Below are 24,971 nucleotides of genomic sequence, written 5' to 3'. Positions count from 1 at the left end.
AGGAAGGGTATGGCCAGGGAGCCGAATGGCGGCGTGATCGCCAGGCTGGGGATAGCCCAGACGTTGGCGTGGGGGTCGACGTACTATTTGCCGGCGATGCTCGCCACGCCGATGGCGCACGATCTCGGCGTGTCGACGCCCACGATCTTTGCGGCATTCAGCGCGGCACTCATTGTCTCGGCGCTTCTTGGCCCATCCGCCGGCAGGATGATAGATCGCGCGGGCGGCCGGCCGGTGCTGGCGGCCACCAGCATCGTGTTTGCGATCGGGCTGGCCGGACTGGGCCTCGCCCACGGCGCAATCGGGCTGTTCGCGGCGTGGCTGGTGCTCGGTGTCGGCATGGGCGCCGGGTTGTATGAGGCAGCGTTCGCCACACTCGTCGCCTTCTACGGCAACCGCTCGCGCGGCGCCATCACGGGCATCACGCTGATCGCCGGCTTCGCCAGCACTGTCGGCTGGCCGCTCTCGACGTTCATGGAGGCGCATATCGGCTGGCGCGGGGCTTGCCTGGCCTGGGCCGCGCTACACCTCACGCTTGGCCTTGCCCTGAACCTGAGCATGCCGGGCGGCACGCTCGCCCGCGCGCCCGAAGAAGCTGCAAGTTTGCCCTCAACGCCCCGGCAACCGGTCTCGCCGGGGGTGCCTTCGCAGCGGCTCGCCTCTGTTGCACTGGCTTTTGTCTTTGCCGCCACCTGGTTCACCAGCACGGCGATGGCAGCCCATCTGCCGCGCCTGCTGCAGGCGGGCGGCGCGAGCCTGGCGACGGCAGTGATGGTGGGCGCCCTGATCGGGCCTGCGCAGGTCGGCGCGCGCCTTCTGGAGTTTGGCTTCCTGCGCAAACTCCATCCACTGTTTTCTGCCCGCATCGCCGCGGCGCTTCATCCGGCCGGGGCACTGGCCTTCGGCGTCTTCGGGGCCCCGGCGGCGGCGCTGTTCGGGGTGCTGCATGGCGCGGGCAACGGTATTCTCACGATCGCGAAGGGCACACTCCCGCTGGTTATCTTCGGCCCGGATGGCTACGGTCGCAGGCAGGGTGTGCTGATGGTCCCCGCGCGCATGGCGCAAGCATTGGCGCCGTGGCTGTTCGGCATGTGCCTGGACGCGTTTGGGGCGAAGGCGCTGTGGCTTTCGTCGGGCCTCGGCATCGCGGCGATGTCGATGCTCATGTGCATCCGGCAAGTCGACCAGCCGGTCGAGGCAAGAATGCGTACCGGTTTGTCCAGCTAGCAGGCTCCACGATTCGCAAGGGCCCGCTCCAGCACTGACCGAAGAGCAGCGCAACAGCTACGCCTGGCCGGCGCGCGCCGTTTCCCTCCGCCATTTTCCATGAGCCGGTTTTCCATCCTGCTTATCGGCTTTACCCTTCCGTTATCGCAGGATGTCTGCCCGCCGGTGCGCAGCCCGGCCTGTCCTTGACAGGCTACCCGGGCCTGACACGCCGACGTCCGGGAGAGGCAGAGAACAGATTCCCCCATAGGTGGGGATAGAAAATTGGTATTCGCAAAATCGCCATTCTTTTATGTCAGAAATTAAAAATATAATATTTTCAGTAAGAATGCGCTGAGTTATAGTTCGCGCGGTTCCTCTGTGCTGGCGGCTTCCCAGGCCGACGTGGCGCGATCCGCCTTGATTGCGCCTGCCCGGTAAAACCGGCGGCGTCGCGGCGGTTATCCGAAGACGATTTAGCATCGAGAAATACCTTCATCTCCTTGGCGATGCCCCCACTCATCGTGATCGAGGATCAAGCCGTCCGGAGAAAGCAGGGCTCGCCGGGCGCGAGGGCATGCCGGGCAGAGCGGGCCGAACCCGCCACGCGGCACGCACTGCATCGGACTGCGTTCGAGAAATGACCACAGCGGTACGCGAATGCCGGAAGGCGTCTGCGCGGCACGCCTTGGCATGGGTAAATGGGGTCGAATTCTCGAAGTCGGGGGAGTGGATGCGGTACCCACAGGTATTCACGAGTCAAGAACTGGACGATTATTTTTCATCCTTCGTCGGCATGGAAGGCGGCAACCCGCGGGCGTCCGTCTGGATCTGCGACCGCAGCCCGCATCCGTGGTGCGAGCCGCTGGTCCGGCCGCTGCAGCCACGCACCGAGCCGCCCGCATGGGATGCGGCGTTCCGCCTGCGGCACCAGGGCGATATGGAGCGCTGGCTGCATCATCAGCGCATCGCGCGCATCATGGCGGCGGCCCGCGCGCAAGCGCTCGGGGAGCGGCTGGGCGACGATGACTGGAAGTCCTATTATCGGGACCGGCTGTACGCGCCCGGCGGCAGCGAGTTCAAGCTGAACCTGTTCCCGCTGCCCGCGCAGCTCGACGGCCTGACGCCCTGGTCCAGGGTGTTCCGCGGCCAGCCGGAACTGGTGCCCAAGGAGCGCTACCTGACCCTGTGCCGGCAGGGCGGGCGCTTTCGCTTCCTGCAGCAGGCACGCGCGCGCTGGCGGCCCAAGCTGGTGGTGTGCCTCGGCTACCGCCATGCCGACGACTACCTGCGCGCCTTCGGCTTGGAGCACGTGGCCGGCACCGACCTGCCGCTGCAGCCTGCGGACCTGGTCAAGATCCTCCGGGTGTTCGTCAACGACGGTACGACGTGGATCAACTGCCCGGCCCTGGCGGGTACGGACGGCCTGACCTCCGATGTGCTACTCAACGCGTTTGGCCGGCTGCTGGGCGCGCGGCTCGGGCCCGCCGACTTCGGCGTGCCGGCCGAGGCGGCCTTGCAGTACGCCTAGGGGGATCAACTGATCTCCGCCGGCGTTGTCTTGAATACCGGCATCAAAGGGTAAGCGCGTTGCCGGTGCCCGATGATCGGCCGGGAATTTATCTGTTCTCGATGTACAGCGCAAATTGCGAGGCAAGGCATCCGGCTGGGTCCGTCGATGCGATTCGACCGTGCTCGATGAGCACAGAGGTGGCGTGGATGCTGGCCGCGTCGGTCCGCCCGCCCGGCAGGTCAGCCGTTGCGGCCGGGGGAGGGCGCGAAGACCGGGCGGCCGGTCGGGTCGGATTCGTCACGTATCGCGCCGATGGCACCCGTGGCCAGCGCCAGCGAGGCCGCCGCGGACAAGGCGCCGCTATAGCTGTCCACGGCGGCATTCCTGGCCAGCAGCAGCTGAGTTTGCGCCAGCGTGGCATCGGTGATCGTGCCCACGCCCTTGCGATAGGCGGCGAAGGCCGCATCGAACGTGGTCTGGGCGGCCGCGGCCAGCGCCTGGGCCGCTTCATGCGCGGCGAGGCTGGTTTCCAGGGCATTCTGGCTCATGACGACCTGCCGGACCGCGTCTTCCTTGGCCCGCGTCAGCTTGGTCGAGGCGTTCTCGGCGTTGTTGCGCGCCTGCGCGAGCACGGCGGACCGCAGCCCGCCGTCGTAGAGCGGAATGGTGATGCCGAGGAACACGCTGCCGCCGTAGCGGCTGCCGTTGAGGTTCACGGTCGGTGCCTGCTGGCCGACCGCGGGCAGGGCGCTGATCGCCGTTCCGCCCGAAGCGTAGGAGGTGAAGGCGGAAACGAAGACCTTGGGCAGGAATTCCGCCTCGGCCGCCTTGACCTTCGCCTGGCTGGCTTTTTCGACGGCGTAGGCGCCGAGGATATCCGGCCGCCTGGCAATGGCGGTTTCGACGATCTGTTCGACCGAGCTGCGCAGCGCGGGCGACAGGGGACGGACCGGCAGCTCGGCGATCCTTGGCTTGGCGAGCGGCGAGACGCCGATGGCCGAGACCAGGCTGAGATAGGCGTTGCTTTCCGCGCCCCGCGCCTGCACCAGGGCCAGGTTGGCCTGGGCGCGGTTCTGGGTGGCCTGGGCGACCTCGACCACGGTGCCGATGCCTTGCTGGCGGCGCGCCTGGGCCGCGGCGAGGACGGCGTCCGCGTTGTGCAGCGCCTGCTGCGCCGTGCCGGCGCGCGAGCGCGCGGCCTGGTAGAGGTAGAAGGCCACGCTGACATCGTGGATCACGAGCTGGTGCGCGGCTGAAAAGGCGATGTTCGCCGCCACCGACGTCTGCTCCACGGCGTCGACGAGGTTCGCGCGCTCGCCGAAATCGAACAGCAGCCATTGCAGCGACAGTACCGAGATCGCGCCGTGCGCCGAGGCATTGGCCGACGCTTGCCCGAGCACGGTCGAGGTGGAGCCATGGCCGCTCTGGTAGCCGCCCATGGCGGTGGCGGAGATCTGCGGAAGATAGGCGCTCTTCGCGATGCCGGCCGCGAGCGCCGCGGTGCGCGCGTCGTTCCAGGCGATGCGGGTCAGCGGGTTGGCGGATTCCGCCATGTCGATCAGTTCGGTGAGCGTGTAGGCGTGCGCGGCATCGAGGTCCGGCGGCTGCGGCAGCGCCGCGAGCGCGCTATTGGCGGGCAGGACGTAGGTGGACGAGGGCGTGGAAGCCGGCTTCGGCGGGCCCGGCACGATTTCCCCGCCGGCGGCGGTTGGCGGTTGCCAGGGGCGGTCCGGCCGCGCGGGGGCCATCTCCAGGGACGAGGTGGCGCAGCCGGCCACGGCCACTGCGGCCAGCATCGCGAGGGCCGCCGGCAAACTAGGTGGGTGCATGAAGAGGAGATTCCTTTGCGGCTTCGTGCGGTGCGGCCCGGCCGCTCTCGGCCAGGCGTGTGTCGATGAGCCCGAGCAGCGCCGAGCGCGCCGTGGCTGCGCGCGTGTCCTGCGCGGGCTGCTCCGTGGCGGGCGGCACCGGGCCGGCGGTGTCGCCGGCGGGCCCGATGCCCGCGCGGCGCAGCCTGCGCACGATCTCGGGATCGCCAGGGCATGTCTCGGCCAGCACGAATAGCGGGCCGGCCATCGCGCCGAGCCTGTCGAGGGCCTGATGCCTGTCACCGAGCCACGCCGGCGCGGGCCCGATCGAGGCGGGCTCGTAACGGGCCAGCGCAAGGTCTTCCCGGATGGTGCCCTGCAGCGCCAGCGCGGCGGCCGCTTGCTGCCGCCGCGTGTCGGCATGCCGGGTCGCGGCCAGTCTTTCCCATTGCGCGGCAAGGTTCGCCAGCGCGGCGTCGATGCGGCCGGCGATGCTGACCGGCCAGACCCGCGTGAAGACGAGATAGACCACGACGTTGCCGAGCATCACGCCGACGATGCGGTCGCGCGCGATGGTCAGGTCGAAGCCCGGCGCGGCGCCCTGCAGGACGCACAGGAAGAAGGCGAAGGCGACCTGGAAGCCGGCGTAGGCGATGCGCGGCGAGCCTTGCCCGATCCACGCCGACACCAGCGTGCCGGCAAACACCAGCGCCAGCAGCGCGCCGACCGACGTGAGCGATGGAACCACGAACACGAGCGCGGCGGTGCCGAGCAGCGCGCCGGCCGCGCAGCCGGCCAGCCGCAGCGTCAGCTTCTCCACGGTCTCGGCCGCGGTGCCCAGCGATACCAGGTAGCAGGTGATGAAGCAGGTGTGGATGCCGGGCCAGTCGAGCTGCATGTAGAGCAGATAGCAGAACGTGGCCGCGGCCGTGGTCTTCAGCGCATAGCGGACGTGGTCGGGATTCGAGAACGCGTCGGGCAGGAAGAAGGAGGACGCGTGCGCTTTGTCGCCTGCCTTGTCGGTTGCCTGGTCTGGGGCTTTGCCTGCCGCATTGTCTGCTGCCTTGCCGTCCGGCGCGGCAGGCGCCGGCGCCGGGACTTGCGCGTAGCCGTTGATGGCCGACACCAGATTCGCCGCGACCGTTTCCGCCGCGGCCGGGAGCCGTTGCGCCGGCGGCAGCATCAGTGCGATGTCGACCGGATAGCCGCCCTGGTCGAGCATGCTGGCCATCTCGTCCAGGGTGTCGGCGATCGCCGCCGCCAGCGCGGCCGGCAGGCGATCGCACGGTGCGCGGGTGACGGCGTCGGTCGCCAGCAGGATCGCGGTGGTGGAGGCCGCGGCGTGGCGCAATGCCGCCAGGTCGGCGGGCGGCAGCGTGCCTTCGAGCTTGGCCAGCGACAGCCAGCCGGCCACCGGCGGCACGGCTTCCCGCAGGCACGCGTCGAGCGCGGCGCGGCTGGCTTCGGCCGCCGGCGCGCGCAGGCTGCCCGCGGCGGCGCGCAGGCATTGCGCCAGCCGGCCGCAGGCCAGGCGGCGCGGCGAGCGGCCGCACGCCAGGTTGACCGCCACGTTGACGCCGATGGGAATCGCCACCATCAGCCACGCATAGAGCAGGCCGCGCGTGGCCGCCTCGCCGATGGGGGCCACGCCGAGTTCGTCGAGCGCGAAGCCGGTGATCATGGCCACGATGGCGCCGATGGGGCGCAGCTTGCTGGCCGAGGTCAGGAACAGCAGGCCGGCCGACAGCAGCACGATGCAGGCCACCCGCAGCCCCGGGCTGTCGATGCAGAAGACCGCGACCAGTATCACCAGCCCGATCACGAAGCTGAGCAGCACCAGCGCGGCGACGCTCATCAGGATGCTGCTGGTGCGGTCGGGCCGGTTGATGAAGAACACCACATAGGCCGAGATCGCGGCCTCGGGCGTGCGGTAGATGCAGGTCACCAGCACCACCAGCGTGCAGGTCAGCGCGATGCGGGCGCTCGCCTGCGCGCGCCCCGGCGCGGGCGCGAGCAGCCGGGCGATGTCGCCCGCGCGCAGCCGCATCCCGTCAGCGGCAGGCCGCGCCATGCCGGATCTCGACGGTCGCGCTCGCGCCGATCCTGGCGAGCGCCTCGGGCGCCTCCTCCAGGTGGATGCGCACCGGGAAGCGCTGCGCCACGCGCACCCAGTTCACCGAGGCCTGCACGTAGGGCAGCGAGCGCGGCAGGTTGACGCGGTCGGTGTCGACCACGCCGGCGCCGATGCCGGTCACCGTGCCGCGGATGGCGCGGCTGCGGTCGATCAGGGAGTAGACCGTCGCGCAGTCGCCGGCCTTGATCTCGGAGAGCACGGTTTCGCGGAAATTGGCCACGGCGAACCATTCGCCGGTATGGATCAGCACGAAGATGGACTGGTTGGGCACCACGACTTCGCCGGACAAGACCGTCAGCCCGGTGACGCGGCCGTCGTGGGGCGCGCGCACCAGCGTGTCGTCCAGCGCGCGCTGCGCGATGGCCAGCGCGGCCTGGCGCGCGTGCACTGCCGCCACCGCATCGGCCGCGTCGCCCACCGCCTGGGCCGACGCGGAGCGCTGCACCTTGGCCTGCTTGAGCGAGATCGCCGCATCGCGCTGCGTGACCTGGGCCTGGTCCAGTTGCTGGGTCGGCACGTAGCCGTCCGCCTCCAGCGGGCGCAGGCGTTCCACCGTGCGCGCTGTCAGCGCATAGTTCTGCGCGGCGCGCGCCGCCTGCTCGGAGGCGATCGACGCGGCGGCCTGTTCGCTGGCGATGGTGCGGCGCCGGGTGCCGAGCGCCGCCTGTGCCAGTTCCAGGTCCGCCTGCGCCTGGGCGACGGCCAGCCGGTAAGGCTCGGGGTCGATCTGGAACAGCGGCGCGCCCTTGGCGACCTGCTGGTTTTCCGTGACCCAGAGCCGGGCAATCCTGCCGCCCACCGGCGACGCCATGTGGACCACGTCGGCGTCGAGCGTCGCGTCGTCCGAGGACGGGAAGCGCGTGATGCGGTGATACGCGTAGAGCGCCATGCCGATGCTCAGCGCGACGATGGCCGCGGCAATCAGGCGGCCGCGGATGGCGGTGTGGCGTGCGCCGGCCAGCTTCATGGAAATTGTCCCGTTCCGAGCAACCAGACGAACACGGCGACCGTCACGCCGATTGCGGTGTTGACCAGCAACTGGCAAGGCACGATCTGCGCCCATCCCGTGGCGACGAATACCCGGTACGCGATCGCCGCGCCGAGCGCGCCGGCCAGCGCGCTCAGCAGCCAGAGCGGAAAGTACGCGCCGAACAGGTCAAAGGCGGGGGCGCCGGCAAAGGCGCAGCCCTGCAGGGGGCTACACAACGCGGCGAGCGCAGCGAGCGCGGCCGGCGCGGATACGCGTTGAAACGGCCGCGGGCCGGATTTGTCCGCCGTCATTGCCGGGCATCCGGGCCGGGCGCGTGGCACGCGGACGTTGCCACGCCATGCATGCGCGCGGCGCGCGTCCGCCATGCCAGCCGCGGCCGGCGGAATGGCCGGACGCCGCGGCGGCCGCAAGTCCATTGCCCGAAGGGCGTGAGTGCGCTGCTTTCTGTCTGAAACATCGTCAGTGCAATGATCGGTTTCAAGGATCTGCCAGCTCGCTTCCATGCCGCCATGTCGGAAACAATGCAGGCAATATAGCAGCACGGAATGCGCCTTGTCCAAGGGTTGCTGCGGCGGTGGCGCACGGGGGAAATCCGCGGCGGTGCCGGCGAGCCGCCGGCCATGGTTGCGGCCGGCAGCCGGTCCGATCCGTTCCGCCCGATGGCGATGGCCGTGGTTAGTACTATGCGCATGCGCACCGGATTTAACAGGACGATTCGGAATAAAACAGCCGTGGAGTCTTATCAATCGTCGGGTAAATTTTTTTTAGATAATTCCGGGATTTAATTTTTATATGCGATAAGAAATTGAACTGCGCTATCATGAACGCATTCGTTCCGGCCAAGAATCCGCATCGCTGACTTCGGGAGTGGCTCCATATGAGCGCAGAGATTCTCCAGCTGTTCAGGCTGGTGGGCATCGGCTTGACGCTGATGCTTCCGCTGGCCAACCCGCTGACATCCATGTCCCTGCTGCTGGCGCTGGGCGCGCATATGCCGGACGCCAGGCGCAAGCGCCAGATCTGGCTCGGCGCCTGCTACGTGACATCGATCATGCTGGTGGCCTATTACTCCGGCACGTGGATCATGCGCACCTTTGACATATCGATTCCGGGCATGCGCATCGCGGGTGGCCTGATCGTTTCCTTTCTTGGTTTCAAGATGCTTTTTCCATCGGCGCCGGTGACGGAAATTCCGGAAACCGGCAAGAAAAAAGCCGAGCAAAGCCAGGAGAATTCCGCCGATATCGCCTTCGTGCCGCTGGCATTTCCGGGTACCGCCGGGCCCGGTTCCATTGCGATCGTCATCAGCCTCGCGTCCAAGCTCAGCGGCAAGCAGGACGCGTATGCCGAATGGGTCCTGGCGGCGGCCCCGGTGATCGTCGCGGTGCTGCTGGGGCTGCTGTTCTGGATCTGCCTGCGCTCGTCCACGCAACTCGTGCGCTTTCTCGGCAATGGCAGCGTCGAAGCCATTTCGCGCGTGATGGGTTTCCTGCTGGTCTGCATGGGCGTGCAGTTCGTGATCGACGGCACGCTGGAAGTCGCCGCTGCGGCGCGCTGAGGAGAACATCATGTTGCGGCATCTTCGGAAGTTCCGGCTCGCGGCGCTGGGCGCGGCCGCCATCGTGCTGACCGTGCTGGGCGCCTCGTTCGCGTACGGCTGCACGCGCGTGCTGTACGTCGGCGCGGACGGCCAGGTGATCACCGGACGCTCGATGGACTGGTCCGAGGACATGGGCTCCAATCTCTGGGCGTTTCCCGCCGGCATCGAACGCGAGGGTGCCGCCGGGCCGCGCTCGCCGCGCTGGACGTCGAAATACGGCAGCGTGATCGTGTCGGGTTACGAGATCGGCAGCGTCGACGGCATGAACGAGCGCGGGCTGGTCGCCAATGCGCTGTATCTCGCGGAGACCGACTACGGCAAGCCCGATGCGCGCCGCGCGGGGATCGCCATCAGCTTGTGGGCGCAGTATGCGCTCGACAATTTCGCCACCGTCGCCGAAGCGGTCGGCGTACTGGGCCAGAATCCCTTCCAGGTCATCGCGCCGCCGTTGCCCAACGGCAAGCCGCTGACGATCCATCTTTCGCTCTCGGACGCGCAAGGCGATTCGGCCATCCTCGAGTATCTCGGCGGCAAGCTCGTCATCCATCACGGCAAGGCGTTCAAGGTCATGACGAACTCACCGGTCTACAGCGAGCAGCTGGCGCTCGACACCTACTGGAAAGGCGTCGGCGGCCTGACGTTCCTGCCGGGCACCAATCGCGCCGCGGACCGCTTCGTGCGCGCGTCGTTCCTGCTCGACGCGATTCCGAAGCAGCTCGATCCGAACTACATCGCCGGCGTGCCCAACCGGTCGTACGCGTTCCAGGCCGTGGCCGGCGTGATGAGCGTGATGCGTTCCGTCAGCGTGCCGCTCGGCATCAGCACGCCGGACCAGCCCAACCTGTCCTCGACCATCTGGCGCACCGCGTCCGACCACAAGAACCTGGTCTACTACTTCGACTCGGCCACGCGCCCGGACACGTTCTGGGTATCGTTGAACAAGCTCAACCTGAGGGCCGGCGCGCCGGTGCTGAAGCTCACGATGGACAAGGGGCAGGTCTATTCGGGAGAGGTGTCGGCGTCGTTCGTGCCGACGCCGTCATTCGCGTTCATGCCGGCGCCGGCGCCCTGAAGCGCAGGGGCAATGAAATGAAAAAAGGCGTAGCGGGCAAGCGCTACGCCTTCGTGCCTGCCTGCGCGGACCGGGACCGGGTCCGCGCGCCTGCGCTCATGGCTGGCCGCCGGCCTGGGCGGGGGGCTTGGCGAGATGCTTGGCCAGGAACGCCTCCATCGCCTCGTAGAAATCGAAGCGGTTTTCCTCGTTGTGGAAGCCGTGCCCTTCGTTTTCCTTGAGCAGGTAGGCCACGTCCACGCCGCGCTTGCGTAGCGCCTCGACGATCTGGTCGCTCTCGGCCTGCTTGACGCGCGGGTCGTTGGCGCCCTGGGCCACCAGCAGCGGCGTGCGGATGCGGTCGGCGAAGAACACCGGCGAGGCATCGTGCATGGCCTTGCGGTCGTTCTCGTCGTTGGGGTTGCCGATCATCTCGTAGAGCATGTCGAGCATCGGCTTCCAGTAGGCGGGAATGGTCTCGAGCAGCGTGAACAGGTTCGACACACCCACGTAGTCGATGGCCGCGGCGTAGCGCTCCGGCGTGAAGGCCACGCCCGCGAGCACGGCATAGCCGCCGTAGCTGCCGCCGTAGATCGCCACGCGGCGCGGGTCGGCGATGCCCTGGGCGACCAGCCAGTCGACGCCGTCGTCGATGTCGTTCTGCATGGTCCGGCCCCACTGCTTGAAGCTGGCTTCCCAGAACTTGCGCCCGTAGCCGGTGGAGCCGCGGAAGTTGATCTGCAGCACGGCGTAGCCGCGGTTGGCCAGCAGCTGCACTTCGGGGTTGAAGCCCCACACGTCGCGCGTCCATGGGCCGCCGTGCGGGTTGACCACCAGCGGCAGGTCACGGGCCTCGGCTCCCGGCGGCAGCGTGAGGTAGCCATGCAGCTGCAGGCCGTCGCGCGAGGTGAAGCTGACCGGCTGCATCGGCGCCATGTCGGCCTCGTCGAGCCACGGCAGGATCTGGCCGAGCGAGACCAGCTTGCCGGTGTTGCTGTCGTACAGGTAGCGCGTGCCGGTGGTGCGGTCGCTCGACGCCGAGACGATCATGCGGGTCTCGTCGCGCGTGATGCTGGTGACGTGATGCTCGTAGCCGGGCAACTGGCGCTCCAGGTCGGCGTGGATCTGCTCGCTGCGCGCGTCGAAGAAATGGCGGCGCGTCTTCCAGTCGGTGTACCAGGCCGCCGTCAGCACGCGGCGCCGGCGCGAATACCCGAGGCCGCCGACGTCGACTTCGCCGTGCTCGAATACCAGCTTGCCTTCCTGCGCGGTGTGCGGGTCGAACTCGAAGATGGCGAGCTTGTCGCGGCCACGGTTCGACTGCACGTAGAGCCGAGCGTCGTCGAAGGTGAAGAACAGCGGCGAGACCGTGTCGCGGAAGTCCGTGGTGAGGATCGGGCGGAACGGCTCGTCCTCGGTGTCGCGGTAGAGCAGGGTGGTGTTGACGCCGTCGCTGGCCGAGGCCACGCGCAGGCGCCCGGCGTGGTCGGTGCCCCAGCTCATCACGTTGCCGGGGTTCTCGGCGATCTGCACGGACTCGCCGGTCACCACGTCCACGCGCAGCACGTCGAAGACCTGCGGGTCGCGCTTGTTGTGGGACAGCAGGATGTGGCGCTCGTCGTCCTCGAGGTCGTCGAGGACTTCCGCGCGCACACCCGGGTACGGCGTCAGGTCCAGCGGCTCGCCGCCGTCGACCGGCACCGACAGCACGTGGAAATTCTCGTCGCCGCCGAAGTCCTTGATGTAGAGGATGTGCGCATTGCCCTTCCAGGTGTGGAAGGGCAGGTCGCGCTCGGTCTCGCCGGTCAGCGGGCGCGCTTCGCCGAGCAGGTTGCCATCGGCATCGATGGCCTGCACGAAGATGTTCTGGCGGCCCTGGTGGCGCGCCAGGAAGGAAAGGTGGCGCCCGTCCGGCGAGATCGAGAACTGGGAGCGGTCCGGCTTGCGGAACAGCTCGCGCACCGTGTAGTGCCTGGGTGTTGCGTTGCTCTGGTTCAAGGCTTGCTCCTGAAGGGATTCGGGGAGGCCCGCGGCGCGCTTACTCGGTGCGTTCCGCGGCCGCGCGGCGGTCCCGCGGGGCGGGCGGGGCGGCGGGGCCGGCCGCCGCGTCCGGCGCCGGCGGGGTTGCCGCGGCCTGGTCCTGCGCGGCCTCGCGGCGTTCGATCTCGTCGCGCGTGGAGGTGGATAGGTCCCAGCTGGCGATGAACAGGGCGGCGATCAGGGGCCCGATGACGAAGCCGTTCAGGCCGAACAGCGCCATGCCGCCCAGCGTGGAGATCAGCACCACCCAGTCCGGCATGCGGGTGTCCTTGCCGACCAGGAGCGGGCGCAGCACGTTGTCCACCGTGCCGATCACCACCACGCAGAAGCCGATCAGGATCGCGCCCTTGCCGACGGCGCCGGTGAGCAGGAAGTAGATCGCCACGGGCCCCCAGATCAGCGCCGCGCCGACCGCCGGCAGCAGCGAGAGGAAGGCCATCAGCACGCCCCACAGCAGCGAGCCCTGGATGCCGAGGAACCAGAAGATCAGCCCGCCCAGCGCGCCCTGCACCGCGGCCACCACGATATTGCCCTTGACGGTGGCGCGCGCCACCGTGGTGAACTTGCGCAGCAGGTGCTGCTTGTGCGGCTCGCTCAGCGGGATGGCCTGCACGATGCGGCGCGAGATCTGCGGGCCGTCGCGCAGCAGGAAGAACAGCAGGTACAGCATCACGCCGAAGCTGATGACGAACTGGAACGTGTTCTGGCCGATGCTGAGCGCCTGCGTGGCGATCAGCTGGCTGCCCTGCGCCGCGCCCGCGGTGAGTTTCTCCTGCACGCCGGCGATGTCGGCCATGCCGAAGCGGTCCAGCACCCGGTTCACGGACGGCGGCAGCGCGTGCACGGCCTGCTGGAAGTAGGCGCCGAAATTGAGCTGCCCGCTCTTGATCTGCTGGTAGACGGTGCTGATCTCCTGGATCAGCGCGCCGGTCACGAAGATCAGCGGCAGCACCACGATCAGCAGGCACAGCGCCAGCGTGGTCAGCGCGGCGAGATTGCGGCGCCCGCCCATGCGGCGCGTGAGCCAGTTGTTGGGCGGCGTGAAGATGATGGCGAGGATGGCGCCCCAGAACACGGCGCCGAAGAAAGGCCACAGCACGAAGCAGAATGCGATCGAGACTGCGGCCAGCAGCAGGTAGAACGCCTTCTGCTGCATATCTGCTGGTTGGGTCATTTGCGCGGTCACCTTGCGTGGAAAATCCCGGGGGCGTTGCAAGATCATCCCGTCCTGGAATGACACCGTGCCGGGCGCGCCATGCGCGGGGCTGGCGGCGGGGCGGGCCGCGCGGCGGCGGCCCGGCCGGCCTGCATCCGGCTAGCGTACCAGCGGATCGCGGAAGCCGGTATCGACGGTGGCGGGGGTGGCGCCGCTCCGGCTTGCTTCCGCGGTACCTTTTTGCCAGGTGTCGTAGACCCAGAAGCCCGCCGCGGCGAGGCTGCCGAGCTTGGCCAGCTTCCAGCCCCAGCGCAGCACCGGGGTCTTGCGCAGCAAGGGCAGCGCCAGGGATACCGTCGAGCTGAGGATGGGGTAGTCCCTGGCCAGTCCAAGCAGCTTGAACCAGGAGGCCGGCCGCGTCATGCGCGGCAGCCAGGTGCCCAGCCGGCCGAAGCGGGCCGCGCTGCCGCGCACCTGATGCAGGGCCTGGGCGCAGTCATAGCGCTCCAGCGCGGCGCGGGTGATCAGCAATTCCTTGCGGATCGCCAGCGGCAGGCGCACTTCGCGCGAATAGCGCACCGGGCGCGGATGCGCGCGCGGCTGGCCGGTATCGCGGGCCGCGGCGGTGTCGGCGCGGTCGTCGGCGCTGTCACCGGGCGCGCCGCTGGGGGTGGATGGCGTGCTCATCGGCGCAGGATCTCCCGGTCTTTGTCGATCTCGGCCAGGGTGGCCTCGAACAGCGGCGGGGCATGCCGCACGAGGTGGCGGGCCGTCGCCAGGCAGACCGCGCAGGCCAGCAGATAGAACAGGACCAGCGCGCCCAGGGCCTGCCAGCGGTAGGTGTCCCAGAACAGGACGGCGATCAGGAACGTCAGCGTGACCATGGACAGGCCGAAGAACACCAGCCCGAAGCAGGCCAGCAGGGCCATCTTCATCAGGCGCGATCGTTCTTCCGCGAGTTCGACGCTGGCGAGCTCGAGGCGCGTCTGCACCATCGCCACCAGCGATCCTGCCAGGCTGCGCAGGGCGTCCATGAACTTGGGAGAGGAGGTCGGGTCGCTCATGCAATTCCGGCAAGGGCGTGCAGCGCGAGGCTGCACCGGTTGCGCACGGGAAGCCGGGCCGGCGGAACATGCCGCCGGAGGGCGTTTGCCCTGCGCGGCGCAGGGCGCTCGTTTCAGGCGCCGGGCCAGCCGGCCCGGCAGATTCGAAATGAATCCGGATTACTTGCGGTTGAGCAGCAGGCCGATCAGCAGGCCGACACCGGCCGCCACGCCGACGGCGCGCCACGGATGATCGTGCACATAGTCGTCGGTGGCGCGTGCGGCCGCCTTGCTCTTGGTGACGACGGCGTCCTGGAGGTCCTGGGCCTTTTCCTTGGCCTGCTTCAGCAGGCCCATGCCGCGCTCGCGCAGTTCGGCAGCTTTCTCGCCGGTGGTCGAGGCCGCTTGCTTAAGCAGTTCTTCGGCATCGGACAAAACGGTCTTGACATCGCTCATCAGTTTCTCCTGTTTGCGGGCGGTGGTTTCGGATTGTGACATTTTGCCTTCCTCGCACGCTGTCGGGCAGCTTTCATGCCTTCTTTCTTAGCATATGCGGGGAGACGCCGTGGTTTCAACACCACGAGTCCGACACTTCGTGTAGGACAGTGACGTAAAGCAAAAGTCTTAAGACGAAAAGGTGATTTTGTAGTGACTTTATATTTGTTTGGGTTGGATCGCAATCGGACTAAACTGGTTCAACCCGAATTTGCCCGTAAGGAGACAGAGATGGCACTACGTCTAGGCGATATTGCGCCGGATTTCGAACAGGATTCCAGCGAGGGCCCGATTCGCTTCCATCAATGGCTTGGCGACAGCTGGGGCGTCCTGTTCTCGCATCCGGCCGACTTCACGCCGGTCTGCACCACCGAGCTCGGGCTGACCGCCAAGCTCAAGGGCGATTTTGCCAAGCGCAATGTGAAGGTCATCGCGCTGTCGGTCGACCCGGTCGAATCCCACCGCGAGTGGATCAAGGACATCAACGAGACGCAGGGCACCACGGTCAATTTCCCCATCATCGCCGATGGCGACCGCAAGGTCTCGCAGCTCTACGACATGATCCATCCCAATGCGAACGAGACCCTGACGGTGCGTTCGCTGTTCGTGATCGATCCGAAGAAGAAGGTGCGCCTCATCATCACCTACCCGGCCAGCACGGGGCGCAATTTCAACGAGATCCTGCGCGTGATCGACTCGCTGCAGCTGACCGACAACCACAGCGTGGCCACGCCGGGCAACTGGCAGGATGGCGAGGACGTGGTGATCGTGCCTTCGCTGAAGGACGAGGAAGTGATCAGGCAGAAATTCCCGAAGGGCTACAAGGCCGTGCGGCCTTACCTTCGCCTGACGCCGCAGCCCAACCGGTAGGGGCCTGGCGGCGGGCCGGCCGGCGCGCGGCGCCGGGCCGGTGTGTCACGGTGTAGTAACACGATGGGCTCGCCCGTCGTCTCTCCTTGGTAGTGTGCTTGGCCCGGCTTCGCAGCCGGGCCTTTTTGCTTTTTTGCTTCTGGCTTCGGAGACGGGCGGGCGCAGGCTTCAGTAGAAAGCCTGGATGCCGGTCTGGGCGCGGCCCAGGATCAGCGCGTGGATGTCGTGGGTGCCTTCGTAGGTGTTGACCACCTCGAGGTTGACCACGTGGCGGATCACGCCGAACTCGTCCGAGATGCCGTTGCCGCCGAGCATGTCGCGCGCCACGCGGGCAATGTCGAGCGACTTGCCGCAGGAATTGCGCTTCATGATCGAGGTGATCTCGACCGCCGCGGTGCCTTCGTCCTTCATGCGGCCCAGGCGCAGGCAGCCTTGCAGGCCCAGCGTGATCTCGGTCTGCATGTCGGCCAGCTTCTTCTGCACCAGCTGGTTGGCGGCCAGCGGGCGGCCGAACTGCTTGCGGTCCAGGGTGTACTGGCGCGCGGTGTGCCAGCAGAATTCGGCGGCGCCCAGCGCGCCCCAGGCGATGCCGTAGCGGGCCGAGTTCAGGCAGGTGAAGGGACCCTTCAGGCCGGACACGCCCGGCATCAGGTTTTCTTCCGGCACGAACACCTGGTCCATGACGATTTCGCCGGTGATCGAGGTGCGCAGGCCTACCTTGCCGTGGATGGCGGGTGCCGACAGGCCCTTCCAGCCCTTTTCCAGGATGAAGCCGCGGATGGCTTCCTTGCCGTCGTCGCCAACCAGCTTGCCCCACACCACGAAGACGTCGGCGATCGGCGAGTTGGTGATCCACATCTTGGCGCCGCTCAGCTCATAGCCGCCGGCCACCTTCCTGGCGCGCGTGACCATCGAGCCCGGGTCCGAGCCGTGATTCGGCTCGGTCAGGCCGAAGCAGCCGATCCACTCGCCGCTGGCCAGCTTGGGCAGGTACTTCTGCTTCTGCGCTTCGCTGCCGAATTCGTAGATCGGCACCATCACCAGCGAGGACTGCACGCTCATCATCGAGCGGTAGCCCGAGTCCACGCGCTCGACTTCGCGCGCGATCAGGCCGTAGGCCACGTAGTTCAGGCCCGGGCCGCCGTATTGCTCGGGAATGGTCGGGCCGAGCAGGCCGAGTTCACCCATCTCGCGGAAGATCTCGACATCGGTCTTCTCGTTGCGGAACGATTGCAGCACGCGCGGGGCGAGCTTGTCCTGGCAATAGGCCTGGGCGGCCTCGCGCACCATGCGCTCGTCGGCGCTCAGTTGCTGGTCCAGCAGCAGCGGGTCGGCCCAGTTGAATTCGGCGTTGGCAGCCATGTAGGTCTCCTTCGGTAGTGCAGTGTGTGGTGCAGGTGTTGGCAGGCGCCACCAGGGTGGTCCTGCGGGTCGGGCCGGGCAGTCTCGCGGGTGGCCCGGGGTCGAAAGCATCGGCGCATTCCGCAGTCTGTCGTGACTTTTTAGTTCCGCATTGCGGAACTTTGTTCCGATGATGTAGTATAGCGCAATGCGCGGTCCGTGCAATAGCCGGAATCGGCATGACCGGCGCGGCCCTTCCCCGCGGAAGCGGCAGCGCCTTCCCATCCCCCAGCCGGAGCCCTCTCTTGGCCACTGAACCGCAAGCCCCGCCCGCCGCGCCGGACGCGGATGCCGCCCCCGGGCCCGCGCCCCGCGAAAGCGATCCCAACTTCGTCGCCGCGCTGGCGCGTGGCCTGGAGCTGCTGCGTTGCTTCCGCACCGGCGAAGCGATGCTGGGCAACCAGGATTTCGTGCGCCGCACGGGCTTTCCCAAGGCGACGGTCAGCCGGCTGGCCGGCACGCTGGTGCAGCTCGGCTACCTGCGCTACGACGACAGCCTGGGCAAGTACGCGCTCGACGCGGGCGTGCTGGCGCTCGGTTATGCGTACTTGTCGGCTTCGGGCGTGGTGGCGCTGGCACGGCCGCACATGCTGGCGTTCGCGCAGTCCTACGGCGTGTCGGTCTCGCTCGGCAAGCGCGAGCGCATGGAGGTGATCTACCTGGAGTCGATCCGCAACGATGCCGGCGTGATGCTCGGGCTGGGCGTGGGGTCGCGCCTGTCGCTGGTGTCGAGTTCGATGGGCCGCGCCTACCTGGCGGCGTTGCCGGCGGCCAAGCGCGAGCGCGTGCTGGCGGAATTCGCGCAGGCGTTCCCGGAGCAATGGAAGATGCAGGAAGCGCCGATGCGCGCGGCGGTGGCGCAGGCATCGGAGCAGGGCTACGCGGCCTCGTTCCGCGACTGGCATCCGGCCATCCACGCCTGCGCGGTGGCGTTCCGGCCGGTGGGGGAGAAGGAGCTGCACATGCTGAGCTGCAGCGCCTCGTACGGCTCGGTGGAGGAAGCCGTGTTCCACGACAAGCTGGCGCCGGCGCTGCGCGCGCTGGCCGCGCGGCTGTCGGACCCGGCGCTCTGAGCCCGCGCCGGGCCTGCCTGCCTCAGAGATCGGTGCGCAGTTTCCACAGTTCGGGAAACAGCACCACGTCGAGCATCTTGCGCAGATAGCTCACGCCCTCGGTGCCGCCGGTGCCGCGCTTGAAGCCGATCACGCGCTCCACCGTGGTGACATGGCGGAAGCGCCATTGGCGGAACGCATCCTCCAGGTCGACGAACTTCTCGCCCAGCTCATACAGTTCCCAGTGCGCGTCGGGCTGGCGGTAGACCTCCAGCCACGCCGCCTCCACCGAGGCGTTTTCTCCCGCAGGCCGGGTCCAGTCGCGCTCGACGCACGCCGCGTCGATGGCGAAGCCGCGCCGCGCCATCAGGCGGATCGCCTCGTCGTAGAGCGACGGCGTGCGCAGCGCCGTTTCCACCAGCGCCAGATGCTCGGGCCGGTGCGCATGCGGGCGCAGCATGGCGGCGTTCTTGTTGCCGAGGATGAACTCGATCTCGCGGTACTGGTAGGACTGGAAGCCCGACGACATCCCCAGGTAGGGGCGCATCGCCGAATACTCCGGCGGCGTCATGGTGGCCAGCACGCTCCACGCCTGCACCAGCTGCTCCATGATGCGCGACACGCGCGTGAGCATCTTGAAGGCCGGCGGCAAGCGGTCGCAGCGCACGCACTCGCGCGCCGCGCGCAGCTCGTGCAGCGCCAGCTTCATCCACAGCTCGCTGGTCTGGTGCTGCACGATGAACAGCATCTCGTTGTGCTCGGGCGAGAGCGGATGCTGGGCGTTGAGGATCTGGTCCAGCGCCAGGTAGTCGCCGTAGCTCATGTCCTTGGCGAAGTCCATCTGCGCGTCGTGCCAGGCGGCGTCGCCGTCCGCTGCCGCGGCCTGCGCGGCATTGCCCGTGCCCGACATCGGGCATCCCTTGTTGGCGGTCATGTCGCGTTCCTCCTCAGGTCACCTGGCCGCGGGCCTGGTGGCGCGCCTGCTTGTAGCTGCCGCTGTCGAGCACGTCGCGCAGCACCTCCACCGCATCCCATACGTCGGCAAAGCCGAGATACAGCGGCGTGAAGCCGAAGCGCGCGATGCGCGGCTCGCGGTAGTCGCCGATCACGCCGCGCTCGATCAGCGCCTGCACCAGGGCAAAGCCGTCGGGATGGGCGAAGCTGACGTGGCTGCCGCGGCGCGCATGCGCGCGCGGCGTGGCCAGCTCGAGCGGATGGTGGCCGCAGCGCTGTTCCACCAGCGCGATGAAGAGGTCGGTCAGCAGCAGCGACTTGGCGCGCAGCGCCTGCATGTCGGTCTGGGCGAAGATGTCGAGGCCGCATTCGACCATCGCCAGCGAGGTCACCGGCTGGGTGCCGCACAGGAAGCGGCCGACGCCGGCGCGCGGCCGGTAGCCGGGCTCCATGGCGAACGGCGCGGCGTGGCCCCACCAGCCCGACAGCGGCTGCCAGAACGCATCGCGCAGCGCGGGCGCGACCCACAGGAAGGCCGGCGAGCCCGGGCCGCCGTTGAGGTACTTGTAGGTGCAGCCCACCGCGTAGTCCGCGCCCGAGGCCTTCAGCGCCACCGGCACCGCGCCGGCCGAATGGGCCAGGTCCCACACCGTGAGCGCGCCGCGCGCGTGCGCCATGCCGGTCACGGCGGCCATGTCCAGCATCTCGCCGCTCTTGTAGTTCACGTGGGTCAGCATCAGCACCGCGGTATCGGCGCCGACCGCGGCATCGATCTCCTCCGGCGCATTGACCAGGCGCAGCGAATAACCTTGCTGCAGCAGGTCGGCCAGGCCCTGCGCGATATAGAGATCGGTGGGGAAGTTGCTGGCCTCGGAGACGATGACCCTGCGCTTCGGGTCGCGCGCCTGCTGCACGCGCAGCGCCGCGGCCAGGACCTTGAACAGGTTGATCGAGGTGGTGTCCGTCACCACCACTTCATCCGCGCCGGCGCCGATCAGCGGGGCCAGCTTGTTGCCCAGGCGCTGCGGCAGCTCGAACCAGCCGGCCGTGTTCCAGCTGCGGATCAGGCCCGTGCCCCATTCCTCGCTCACCACGGCGGCGGCGCGCGCGGCGGCGCTGCGCGGGCGCGCGCCCAGCGAGTTGCCGTCGAGGTAGATCACGCCCGCGGGCAGCGCGAATTGCTCGCGCAGGTGGCGCAGCGGGTCCTGCTGGTCGAGTGCGAGGCATTGCTCGCGGCTTTGTGCGGTCATGGGAAGCGCTTCCTGGAAAAAAGAGTCGGTCGGGCTGGCGCGTCAGGCCAGGCTGCGCAGCACGGCGCGCACCGGGCTGGCGTCGAGCCCGGCCAGGCGCAGCGGCAGCGCGATCAGTTCATAGTCGCCGGCGGCGACGGCGTCGAGCACCAGGCCTTCGAGGATGGCCAGCCGGTGCTGGCGCACCATGCGGTGCGCGTCCATGGTCTTGGATTCCTGCGGGTCCAGCGACGGCGTGTCGATGCCCACCAGCGTGACGCCGCGGGCGGCCAGCAGCGCGATGGTCGCGGGCGCCACCGCGCAGAACGCCGGGTCCCACTGCGCCAGCGGGGCGGCCCGGTAGGTCCGCAGCAGCACGCGCGGCGGCGTGCCGGCCAGCGCGTGTTCGACGTGGCGCGGCTCGACCAGCGGAGCGGCGCCCAGGCAATGGATCACGCGGCAGGGGCCGAGGTAGGGCGCGAGGTCGACCGCGCCGATGGGCGCGCCGTCGGCGGCATAGTGCAGCGGCGCGTCGGCGTGCGCGCCGGTATGCGGCGACAGCGTGATGCGGCCCACGTTCACCGGGCAGTGCGCGTCCATCTGCCACGCGCGCTCCTGCTGGAACGGCGTGTCGCCGGGCCACACGGGCGTGTCGGGCGACAGCGGCGGGCTGATGTCCCAAAGCTGGCGCTCGGGGCTGGAAGCGGAGGCGGGGCGGTTCGTCATGGGCGGGGCGGGCCGGTGGCGCCAGGGTCCGGCGTTGCCGGGCTCGGCGAGGAGCGATGACGGCATGATAGTCAATATTCCAGGCAAGAGGCTTGCTAAATACCCCGCATGGCGGCCTCAAATTCGCATAGAATTTCGTTTGATGCCGGAATATGGAAAGAATCTGCGAAATGAGCCTGGACCCGAACCTGGACCCCACCGACCTGCGCATCCTGGCCTGCCTCCAGGAGAACGGGCGCATCAGCAACCAGGACCTGGCGGACCGCGTGGCGCTGTCGCCGTCGGCCTGCCTGCGCCGCGTGCGGCTGCTGGAAGACAGCGGCGTGATCGGCGGCTACCGCGCCTGGTTCGACGCCGAGCGGCTCGGGCTGGAGATCGAGGCCATCGTGCAGGTGTCGATGCGGCACGATGTGGAGGGCTGGCACGACACCTTCAATGCGGCCGTGCAGGCCTGGCCGGAAGTGGTGTCGGCCTACATCATCACCGGCGACAGCAACTACATCCTCAAGGTGCAGGCGCGCAACCTCAAGCACTACTCGGATTTCATCGTCAACCGGCTGTACCGCACGCCGGGCGTGATGGACATCCGCTCCAATATCGTGCTGCAGAAGATCAAGACCGATGGCTCGCCGCTGGCGGTGATCAAGGGCGCGCCGGCCGCCTGAGCGCTGCCTGAGCGTGGCCCGGGCGCTGCCTAGCGCGGCGCGTGCAGCGCGATCAGGCGGCGCAGCGTGTCCTTGAGCTGGTCGGCCTGCGCCGGGCCGAAGCCGTCCAGCACCCGCCGTTCGTGCAGGGCCGCCTGGCCGAGCAGGGCGCGCACGCGCGCACGGCCGCGCGCGGTGATGGACACCATGGCGTGGCGGCGGTCGTGCGCGCCATTGCGGCGCGCGACCAGCCCGCCGGCCGCCATGCGGTCGACCAGCTTGGTCAGCGTGGGCTGCTTGGCAAGGGTAAGGTCGGCCAGCGCGCCGATGGTGCACTCGGAGCGGTCGGCCAGCGCGGCCAGCACGCGCCACTCGGGGATCGACAAGCCGGCGGCTTCCACCTCGCGGTGGAATTCGCACGACACCAGATGGCTGGCGCGCGCGAGCAGATAGGGCAGGTAGCCGTCCACGAAGGCGGCCTGCGGCGATGGAGACGAGCGGGACGGTTGCGCCATGGCCGCGCGCTGGGCGCTTTCAGTCGCCGAGCGGGACGGAGGTGGCGAAGCGCCCGTCGTGGAACACCAGCGGGCCGCCGGCGAGTCCATGCACCCCGCAGCGCTCCACTTCGCCCACGAAGATCACATGGTCGCCTTCGTCGTAGCGGCTGCGGTTGTGGCATTCGAACCAGGCCAGCGCATTGGCCAGGATCGGCAGGCCATTCTCGGACAGGCGGTAGTCCACGCCGGCGAAGCGGTCGCCCTTGAGCGTGGCGAAGCGCTGGCACAGGTCCAGTTGCGAGGCCGACAGCACATTGATGATGTAGTGCGAACCGTCGCGGAACATCGGCAGGCTGTTGGCGCGCGTGGCCATGCTCCACAGCACCAGCGGCGGATCGAGCGACACCGAGTTGAACGAACTGGCGGTAATGCCCACGAACGGCACGCCCGGCGGCGAGCCCGGGCCCGCGCGCGTGGTGATCACCGTCACTCCGGTGGCGAACTGCGACAGCGTGCGCCGGAAGTGCAGCGTATCGAAATCGGGAGAAGCAGCCTTGCCGCTGATGCGCGGCGTGGCCTCAGGCATGCCCATAGCGCGGGCTCCACTTGAATCCATGAAATTTCATATATTATTTGCGCCCGCGACGACAAGCACAAGTACAAGCTAAGGCGTCCGGCGCGGGGCATCGGTGGGCTGGCGCACCAAGCAGACGAGGGGCGCGCCGGGCGGACCGGACAGGTCGTGGGGATTGTAGCGGAGTCCCGATCCCGCCCTGTCGACGCGGCTTTGGCCGAGCGGGCGGGCACGCGCGCGCGGGCGCGGGACAGGTCAGGCCACGGCGGCCGTGCCATGCGCGCCGTGGCGGCATGAGGCGCGCCGAACGAGTATGCTAGTTAGAATCAAGCGTCGGGGCCGGAGAAAACAAAATGGAAAACGAGTTGGAAAGCGAGCGCGAGGTTGCCACCCTGGGCGGGGGGTGTTTCTGGTGCCTGGAGGCGGTCTACCAGCAGGTCAAGGGCGTGCGGGCCGTGGAATCGGGTTATACCGGCGGCCACGTGAACCATCCGACTTACGAGCAGGTCTGCGACGGCGATACGGGGCATGCCGAAGTGGTGCGCGTGACGTTCGACCCGTCCGTGATCAAGTACCGCGAGATCCTGGAGATCTTTTTCGCCATCCACGACCCGACCACGCTCAACCGGCAAGGCAACGACGTCGGTCCCCAATACCGCTCGGTCATCTTCACCCACTCGGAACCCCAGCGCGCGACGGCCGAGTACGTGATGCGCGAAGTGACCGCGCAAAAGCTGTACGACGCCCCGCTGGTGACGCATATCGAGCCGGCCCAGCCGTACTGGCGCGCCGAGGAAAGCCACCAGAACTATTACCAGACCCATCCGAACCAGGGTTATTGCTCGTTCGTGATCTCGCCCAAGCTGGCCAAGTTCAGGCAGAAGTTCGCGCACCTGCTGATCCGCTGATCCGCCGGGGCGCGCACTGCCGGGCGCCGCTCAGCCCCCGGCGAGCCGCTCGGCGATGGCTTCCGCCAGCCGCACGCAGCTCAGCGGCGCGCAGCCTTCGGCCTTGTTGCTCACGATCACGTAGGCGGGCTGTCCCGCGCGCAGCGTGCGTACCACCTGCTCGGCGATCACGGCGCGTGTGTTCGGGTCTTCGTCGAGCAGCCGGTCGAACGGCGCATAGCGCGATTCGGCCTGCTCGTACGCAAAGCCTGCATGCAGCATCCAGCGCAGCACCAGCGGCCCCGGCATGCCTTCGTCCATCAGCGCCTGCGCCGGCAACTGGCGTTCGGCCGGCGGCATGCGTTCGCGCGCCGACAGGCAGAAGCGCACGCCGCGCGCGCGCAGCAGCTTGATGAAGCGCGGCGTGAGCAGGGACGCATCGCGCAGTTCCACCGCATAGCAGGCATTCGGATTGGCGCCGGCATCGAGCGCCGGCAGCGCGCCGAGGAAGGCGTCGAGCCGCGACAGGAAGCCGGCGCTGTCCGCGGCCATGGCGCCCAGCGGCGAAAGCTGGAACAGCAGCGGGCCGCATTTCTCCGCGAGCCCCGCGGTGGCCGGCTCGATGAAATCGCGTGCGGCGATGCCCGCATCGAGGAAGCTGGCATTGGCCAGCCGGCCCGCGCCTTCGGCGCTGCGCAGCCAGGGATCGCAGATGCTGGCGGGCGCCTTGATCAGGAAGCGGAAGTGCGCGGGTACCTGGGCCGCGTAGGCAATGTAGTCGGCCAGCGGGATCGGCGCGTAGAAGCCGCGGTCGATGCCGGCCGCACGCAGCAGCGGATGCTGCGAATAGGCGGCCAGGCCCTTGCGCGAGAGCAGGCTGTCGCTGTACTCGCCGTGGTAGACCAGGCCGTTCCAGCCGCCGTAGGACCACGATGAGGTGCCGAGATGCAGGCCGGCGGGAAGGCGTTCGGCCAGCGCGAGCAGGGCGGCATCGGGCGGCGGCGCCTGCACGCTTTTTCCGCGCGCGGGGCGCGCGGCCGGGGCGGCGGCCGGCGTGGGTGTTTCCGGCAGGCCGCCGAACAGGTCTTCAGTCAAGCAGT

The 24,971-nt window shown here is 68.5% G+C and carries 25 protein-coding genes; 9 read left to right on the top strand and 16 right to left on the bottom strand.

All coding sequences use genetic code 11. The annotated features are described in order from the left end of the window. Positions 1-9 precede the first annotated feature (9 nt). Both ACKI2N_RS14315 and ACKI2N_RS14310 read left to right on the top strand, forming a co-directional pair. Positions 10-1,227, top strand: a complete 1,218-nt coding sequence (locus tag ACKI2N_RS14315; protein WP_420993468.1) for an MFS transporter — start codon at positions 10-12, stop codon at positions 1,225-1,227. Between the two features lie 712 nt (positions 1,228-1,939). After that, positions 1,940-2,737, top strand: coding sequence for a transcriptional regulator (locus ACKI2N_RS14310; protein WP_420993312.1), 798 nt, complete (start codon positions 1,940-1,942; stop codon positions 2,735-2,737). 221 nt (positions 2,738-2,958) lie between these two features. Here ACKI2N_RS14310 and ACKI2N_RS14305 read toward each other — a convergent pair whose 3' ends face one another. The 4 genes from ACKI2N_RS14305 to ACKI2N_RS14290 are packed head-to-tail and all read right to left on the bottom strand — an operon-like array spanning position 2,959 to position 7,942. Then, the gene (locus tag ACKI2N_RS14305) at positions 2,959-4,548 is read right to left on the bottom strand and encodes a TolC family protein (protein WP_420993311.1); all 1,590 of its coding nucleotides are present in this window, start codon (positions 4,546-4,548) and stop codon (positions 2,959-2,961) included. Then, complete coding sequence (locus ACKI2N_RS14300; RefSeq protein WP_420993310.1) at positions 4,535-6,598, bottom strand: FUSC family protein; 2,064 nt, start codon at positions 6,596-6,598, stop codon at positions 4,535-4,537. Before ACKI2N_RS14300 ends, ACKI2N_RS14305 begins: the two co-directional genes overlap by 14 nt. Beyond that, on the bottom strand, positions 6,579-7,628 hold the full coding sequence (mdtN, locus tag ACKI2N_RS14295) for a multidrug transporter subunit MdtN (protein WP_420993309.1): 1,050 nt from the start codon (positions 7,626-7,628) through the stop codon (positions 6,579-6,581). The genes ACKI2N_RS14300 and mdtN overlap by 20 nt, the downstream gene beginning before the upstream one ends. After that, the gene (locus tag ACKI2N_RS14290; protein ID WP_420993467.1) at positions 7,625-7,942 is read right to left on the bottom strand and encodes a YtcA family lipoprotein; all 318 of its coding nucleotides are present in this window, start codon (positions 7,940-7,942) and stop codon (positions 7,625-7,627) included. Before ACKI2N_RS14290 ends, mdtN begins: the two co-directional genes overlap by 4 nt. A gap of 255 nt (positions 7,943-8,197) precedes the next feature. On the opposite strand from ACKI2N_RS14290, the gene ACKI2N_RS14285 reads away from it, so the two are divergent. The 3 genes from ACKI2N_RS14285 (at position 8,198) to ACKI2N_RS14275 (ending at position 10,324) form a co-directional block, all read left to right on the top strand. Further along, a complete protein-coding gene (locus ACKI2N_RS14285; RefSeq protein ID WP_420993308.1) occupies positions 8,198-8,437 on the top strand; it encodes a hypothetical protein in 240 nt (79 codons plus the stop codon). A 92-nt stretch (positions 8,438-8,529) separates the two neighbouring features. After that, positions 8,530-9,210: a MarC family NAAT transporter gene (locus ACKI2N_RS14280; RefSeq protein WP_420993307.1), complete on the top strand. Its 681-nt coding sequence runs from the start codon at positions 8,530-8,532 to the stop codon at positions 9,208-9,210. A gap of 10 nt (positions 9,211-9,220) precedes the next feature. Next, positions 9,221-10,324 carry a linear amide C-N hydrolase gene (locus ACKI2N_RS14275; protein ID WP_420993306.1) on the top strand — a complete coding sequence of 368 codons (1,104 nt, stop codon included), beginning with the start codon at positions 9,221-9,223 and terminating at the stop codon, positions 10,322-10,324. Positions 10,325-10,420: 96 nt separating this feature from the next. On the opposite strand, the gene ACKI2N_RS14270 is transcribed toward ACKI2N_RS14275, so the two are convergent. The 5 genes from ACKI2N_RS14270 to ACKI2N_RS14250 form a co-directional block, all read right to left on the bottom strand. Continuing rightward, on the bottom strand, positions 10,421-12,301 hold the full coding sequence (locus tag ACKI2N_RS14270) for a S9 family peptidase (RefSeq protein WP_420993305.1): 1,881 nt from the start codon (positions 12,299-12,301) through the stop codon (positions 10,421-10,423). A 40-nt stretch (positions 12,302-12,341) separates the two neighbouring features. Continuing rightward, positions 12,342-13,517 (bottom strand): AI-2E family transporter, encoded by a 1,176-nt coding sequence (locus ACKI2N_RS14265; protein WP_420993304.1) that lies wholly within the window; start codon positions 13,515-13,517, stop codon positions 12,342-12,344. 141 nt (positions 13,518-13,658) lie between these two features. Further along, a complete protein-coding gene (locus ACKI2N_RS14260) occupies positions 13,659-14,186 on the bottom strand; it encodes a DUF3318 domain-containing protein (protein WP_420993303.1) in 528 nt (175 codons plus the stop codon). Next, positions 14,183-14,563: a phage holin family protein gene (locus tag ACKI2N_RS14255; protein WP_420993302.1), complete on the bottom strand. Its 381-nt coding sequence runs from the start codon at positions 14,561-14,563 to the stop codon at positions 14,183-14,185. The genes ACKI2N_RS14260 and ACKI2N_RS14255 overlap by 4 nt, the downstream gene beginning before the upstream one ends. Positions 14,564-14,722: 159 nt before the next feature. After that, positions 14,723-15,040, bottom strand: coding sequence for a DUF883 family protein (locus ACKI2N_RS14250; RefSeq protein ID WP_324291756.1), 318 nt, complete (start codon positions 15,038-15,040; stop codon positions 14,723-14,725). Between the two features lie 228 nt (positions 15,041-15,268). Between ACKI2N_RS14250 and ACKI2N_RS14245 the strand changes: the two genes are divergently transcribed. After that, positions 15,269-15,907: a peroxiredoxin gene (locus ACKI2N_RS14245; protein ID WP_420993301.1), complete on the top strand. Its 639-nt coding sequence runs from the start codon at positions 15,269-15,271 to the stop codon at positions 15,905-15,907. Positions 15,908-16,075: 168 nt separating this feature from the next. On the opposite strand, the gene ACKI2N_RS14240 is transcribed toward ACKI2N_RS14245, so the two are convergent. Then, complete coding sequence (locus tag ACKI2N_RS14240; RefSeq protein ID WP_420993300.1) at positions 16,076-17,269, bottom strand: acyl-CoA dehydrogenase; 1,194 nt, start codon at positions 17,267-17,269, stop codon at positions 16,076-16,078. 284 nt (positions 17,270-17,553) lie between these two features. Here ACKI2N_RS14240 and ACKI2N_RS14235 point away from each other — a divergent pair, with 284 nt between their 5' ends. Then, the gene (locus tag ACKI2N_RS14235) at positions 17,554-18,381 is read left to right on the top strand and encodes an IclR family transcriptional regulator (RefSeq protein WP_420993299.1); all 828 of its coding nucleotides are present in this window, start codon (positions 17,554-17,556) and stop codon (positions 18,379-18,381) included. A gap of 22 nt (positions 18,382-18,403) precedes the next feature. On the opposite strand, the gene kynA is transcribed toward ACKI2N_RS14235, so the two are convergent. The 3 genes from kynA to kynB are packed head-to-tail and all read right to left on the bottom strand — an operon-like array spanning position 18,404 to position 21,269. Continuing rightward, the gene (gene kynA, locus ACKI2N_RS14230) at positions 18,404-19,294 is read right to left on the bottom strand and encodes a tryptophan 2,3-dioxygenase (RefSeq protein WP_420993298.1); all 891 of its coding nucleotides are present in this window, start codon (positions 19,292-19,294) and stop codon (positions 18,404-18,406) included. Positions 19,295-19,307: 13 nt separating this feature from the next. Beyond that, positions 19,308-20,564 (bottom strand): kynureninase, encoded by a 1,257-nt coding sequence (gene kynU / locus ACKI2N_RS14225; protein ID WP_420993297.1) that lies wholly within the window; start codon positions 20,562-20,564, stop codon positions 19,308-19,310. A gap of 42 nt (positions 20,565-20,606) precedes the next feature. Further along, positions 20,607-21,269, bottom strand: coding sequence for an arylformamidase (gene kynB / locus ACKI2N_RS14220; RefSeq protein ID WP_420993466.1), 663 nt, complete (start codon positions 21,267-21,269; stop codon positions 20,607-20,609). 170 nt (positions 21,270-21,439) lie between these two features. Between kynB and ACKI2N_RS14215 the strand changes: the two genes are divergently transcribed. Further along, entirely contained in the window at positions 21,440-21,934 is a 495-nt protein-coding gene (locus ACKI2N_RS14215) for an Lrp/AsnC family transcriptional regulator (RefSeq protein WP_420993296.1), read from the top strand. Positions 21,935-21,963: 29 nt separating this feature from the next. Here ACKI2N_RS14215 and ACKI2N_RS14210 read toward each other — a convergent pair whose 3' ends face one another. Both ACKI2N_RS14210 and ACKI2N_RS14205 read right to left on the bottom strand, forming a co-directional pair. After that, positions 21,964-22,428, bottom strand: a complete 465-nt coding sequence (locus ACKI2N_RS14210; protein WP_420993295.1) for a MarR family winged helix-turn-helix transcriptional regulator — start codon at positions 22,426-22,428, stop codon at positions 21,964-21,966. A gap of 19 nt (positions 22,429-22,447) precedes the next feature. Then, complete coding sequence (locus tag ACKI2N_RS14205) at positions 22,448-23,002, bottom strand: flavin reductase family protein (RefSeq protein WP_420993294.1); 555 nt, start codon at positions 23,000-23,002, stop codon at positions 22,448-22,450. A 335-nt stretch (positions 23,003-23,337) separates the two neighbouring features. Between ACKI2N_RS14205 and msrA the strand changes: the two genes are divergently transcribed. After that, on the top strand, positions 23,338-23,892 hold the full coding sequence (msrA, locus tag ACKI2N_RS14200) for a peptide-methionine (S)-S-oxide reductase MsrA (protein ID WP_420993293.1): 555 nt from the start codon (positions 23,338-23,340) through the stop codon (positions 23,890-23,892). A 30-nt stretch (positions 23,893-23,922) separates the two neighbouring features. Here msrA and ACKI2N_RS14195 read toward each other — a convergent pair whose 3' ends face one another. Next, positions 23,923-24,966, bottom strand: a complete 1,044-nt coding sequence (locus ACKI2N_RS14195) for a DUF72 domain-containing protein (protein ID WP_420993292.1) — start codon at positions 24,964-24,966, stop codon at positions 23,923-23,925. Positions 24,967-24,971: the final 5 nt, after the last annotated feature.

This window comes from Cupriavidus sp. 30B13 (assembly GCF_049059565.2).
In the GTDB taxonomy this organism is placed as follows: Bacteria; Pseudomonadota; Gammaproteobacteria; order Burkholderiales; family Burkholderiaceae; genus Cupriavidus.
This window is presented reverse-complemented; position numbering and strand designations above follow the sequence as displayed.

What these genes read in the sequence shown, in the direction of transcription:
- ACKI2N_RS14260 (WP_420993303.1), bottom strand. Translation starts at nt 14,186, where the DNA reads ATGAGCACGCCATCCACCCCCAGCGGCGCGCCCGGTGACAGCGCCGAC.
- ACKI2N_RS14285 (WP_420993308.1), top strand. Translation starts at nt 8,198, where the DNA reads ATGCGCCTTGTCCAAGGGTTGCTGCGGCGGTGGCGCACGGGGGAAATC.
- kynB (WP_420993466.1), bottom strand. Translation starts at nt 21,269, where the DNA reads ATGACGAACCGCCCCGCCTCCGCTTCCAGCCCCGAGCGCCAGCTTTGG.
- ACKI2N_RS14310 (WP_420993312.1), top strand. Translation starts at nt 1,940, where the DNA reads ATGCGGTACCCACAGGTATTCACGAGTCAAGAACTGGACGATTATTTT.
- ACKI2N_RS14280 (WP_420993307.1), top strand. Translation starts at nt 8,530, where the DNA reads ATGAGCGCAGAGATTCTCCAGCTGTTCAGGCTGGTGGGCATCGGCTTG.
- ACKI2N_RS14245 (WP_420993301.1), top strand. Translation starts at nt 15,269, where the DNA reads ATGGCACTACGTCTAGGCGATATTGCGCCGGATTTCGAACAGGATTCC.
- ACKI2N_RS14210 (WP_420993295.1), bottom strand. Translation starts at nt 22,428, where the DNA reads ATGGCGCAACCGTCCCGCTCGTCTCCATCGCCGCAGGCCGCCTTCGTG.
- ACKI2N_RS14315 (WP_420993468.1), top strand. Translation starts at nt 10, where the DNA reads ATGGCCAGGGAGCCGAATGGCGGCGTGATCGCCAGGCTGGGGATAGCC.
- ACKI2N_RS14250 (WP_324291756.1), bottom strand. Translation starts at nt 15,040, where the DNA reads ATGTCACAATCCGAAACCACCGCCCGCAAACAGGAGAAACTGATGAGC.
- kynA (WP_420993298.1), bottom strand. Translation starts at nt 19,294, where the DNA reads ATGACCGCCAACAAGGGATGCCCGATGTCGGGCACGGGCAATGCCGCG.
- ACKI2N_RS14205 (WP_420993294.1), bottom strand. Translation starts at nt 23,002, where the DNA reads ATGGGCATGCCTGAGGCCACGCCGCGCATCAGCGGCAAGGCTGCTTCT.
- ACKI2N_RS14265 (WP_420993304.1), bottom strand. Translation starts at nt 13,517, where the DNA reads ATGACCCAACCAGCAGATATGCAGCAGAAGGCGTTCTACCTGCTGCTG.
- mdtN (WP_420993309.1), bottom strand. Translation starts at nt 7,628, where the DNA reads ATGAAGCTGGCCGGCGCACGCCACACCGCCATCCGCGGCCGCCTGATT.
- ACKI2N_RS14305 (WP_420993311.1), bottom strand. Translation starts at nt 4,548, where the DNA reads ATGCACCCACCTAGTTTGCCGGCGGCCCTCGCGATGCTGGCCGCAGTG.
- ACKI2N_RS14290 (WP_420993467.1), bottom strand. Translation starts at nt 7,942, where the DNA reads ATGACGGCGGACAAATCCGGCCCGCGGCCGTTTCAACGCGTATCCGCG.
- ACKI2N_RS14300 (WP_420993310.1), bottom strand. Translation starts at nt 6,598, where the DNA reads ATGGCGCGGCCTGCCGCTGACGGGATGCGGCTGCGCGCGGGCGACATC.
- ACKI2N_RS14275 (WP_420993306.1), top strand. Translation starts at nt 9,221, where the DNA reads ATGTTGCGGCATCTTCGGAAGTTCCGGCTCGCGGCGCTGGGCGCGGCC.
- msrA (WP_420993293.1), top strand. Translation starts at nt 23,338, where the DNA reads ATGGAAAACGAGTTGGAAAGCGAGCGCGAGGTTGCCACCCTGGGCGGG.
- ACKI2N_RS14240 (WP_420993300.1), bottom strand. Translation starts at nt 17,269, where the DNA reads ATGGCTGCCAACGCCGAATTCAACTGGGCCGACCCGCTGCTGCTGGAC.
- kynU (WP_420993297.1), bottom strand. Translation starts at nt 20,564, where the DNA reads ATGACCGCACAAAGCCGCGAGCAATGCCTCGCACTCGACCAGCAGGAC.
- ACKI2N_RS14255 (WP_420993302.1), bottom strand. Translation starts at nt 14,563, where the DNA reads ATGAGCGACCCGACCTCCTCTCCCAAGTTCATGGACGCCCTGCGCAGC.
- ACKI2N_RS14215 (WP_420993296.1), top strand. Translation starts at nt 21,440, where the DNA reads ATGAGCCTGGACCCGAACCTGGACCCCACCGACCTGCGCATCCTGGCC.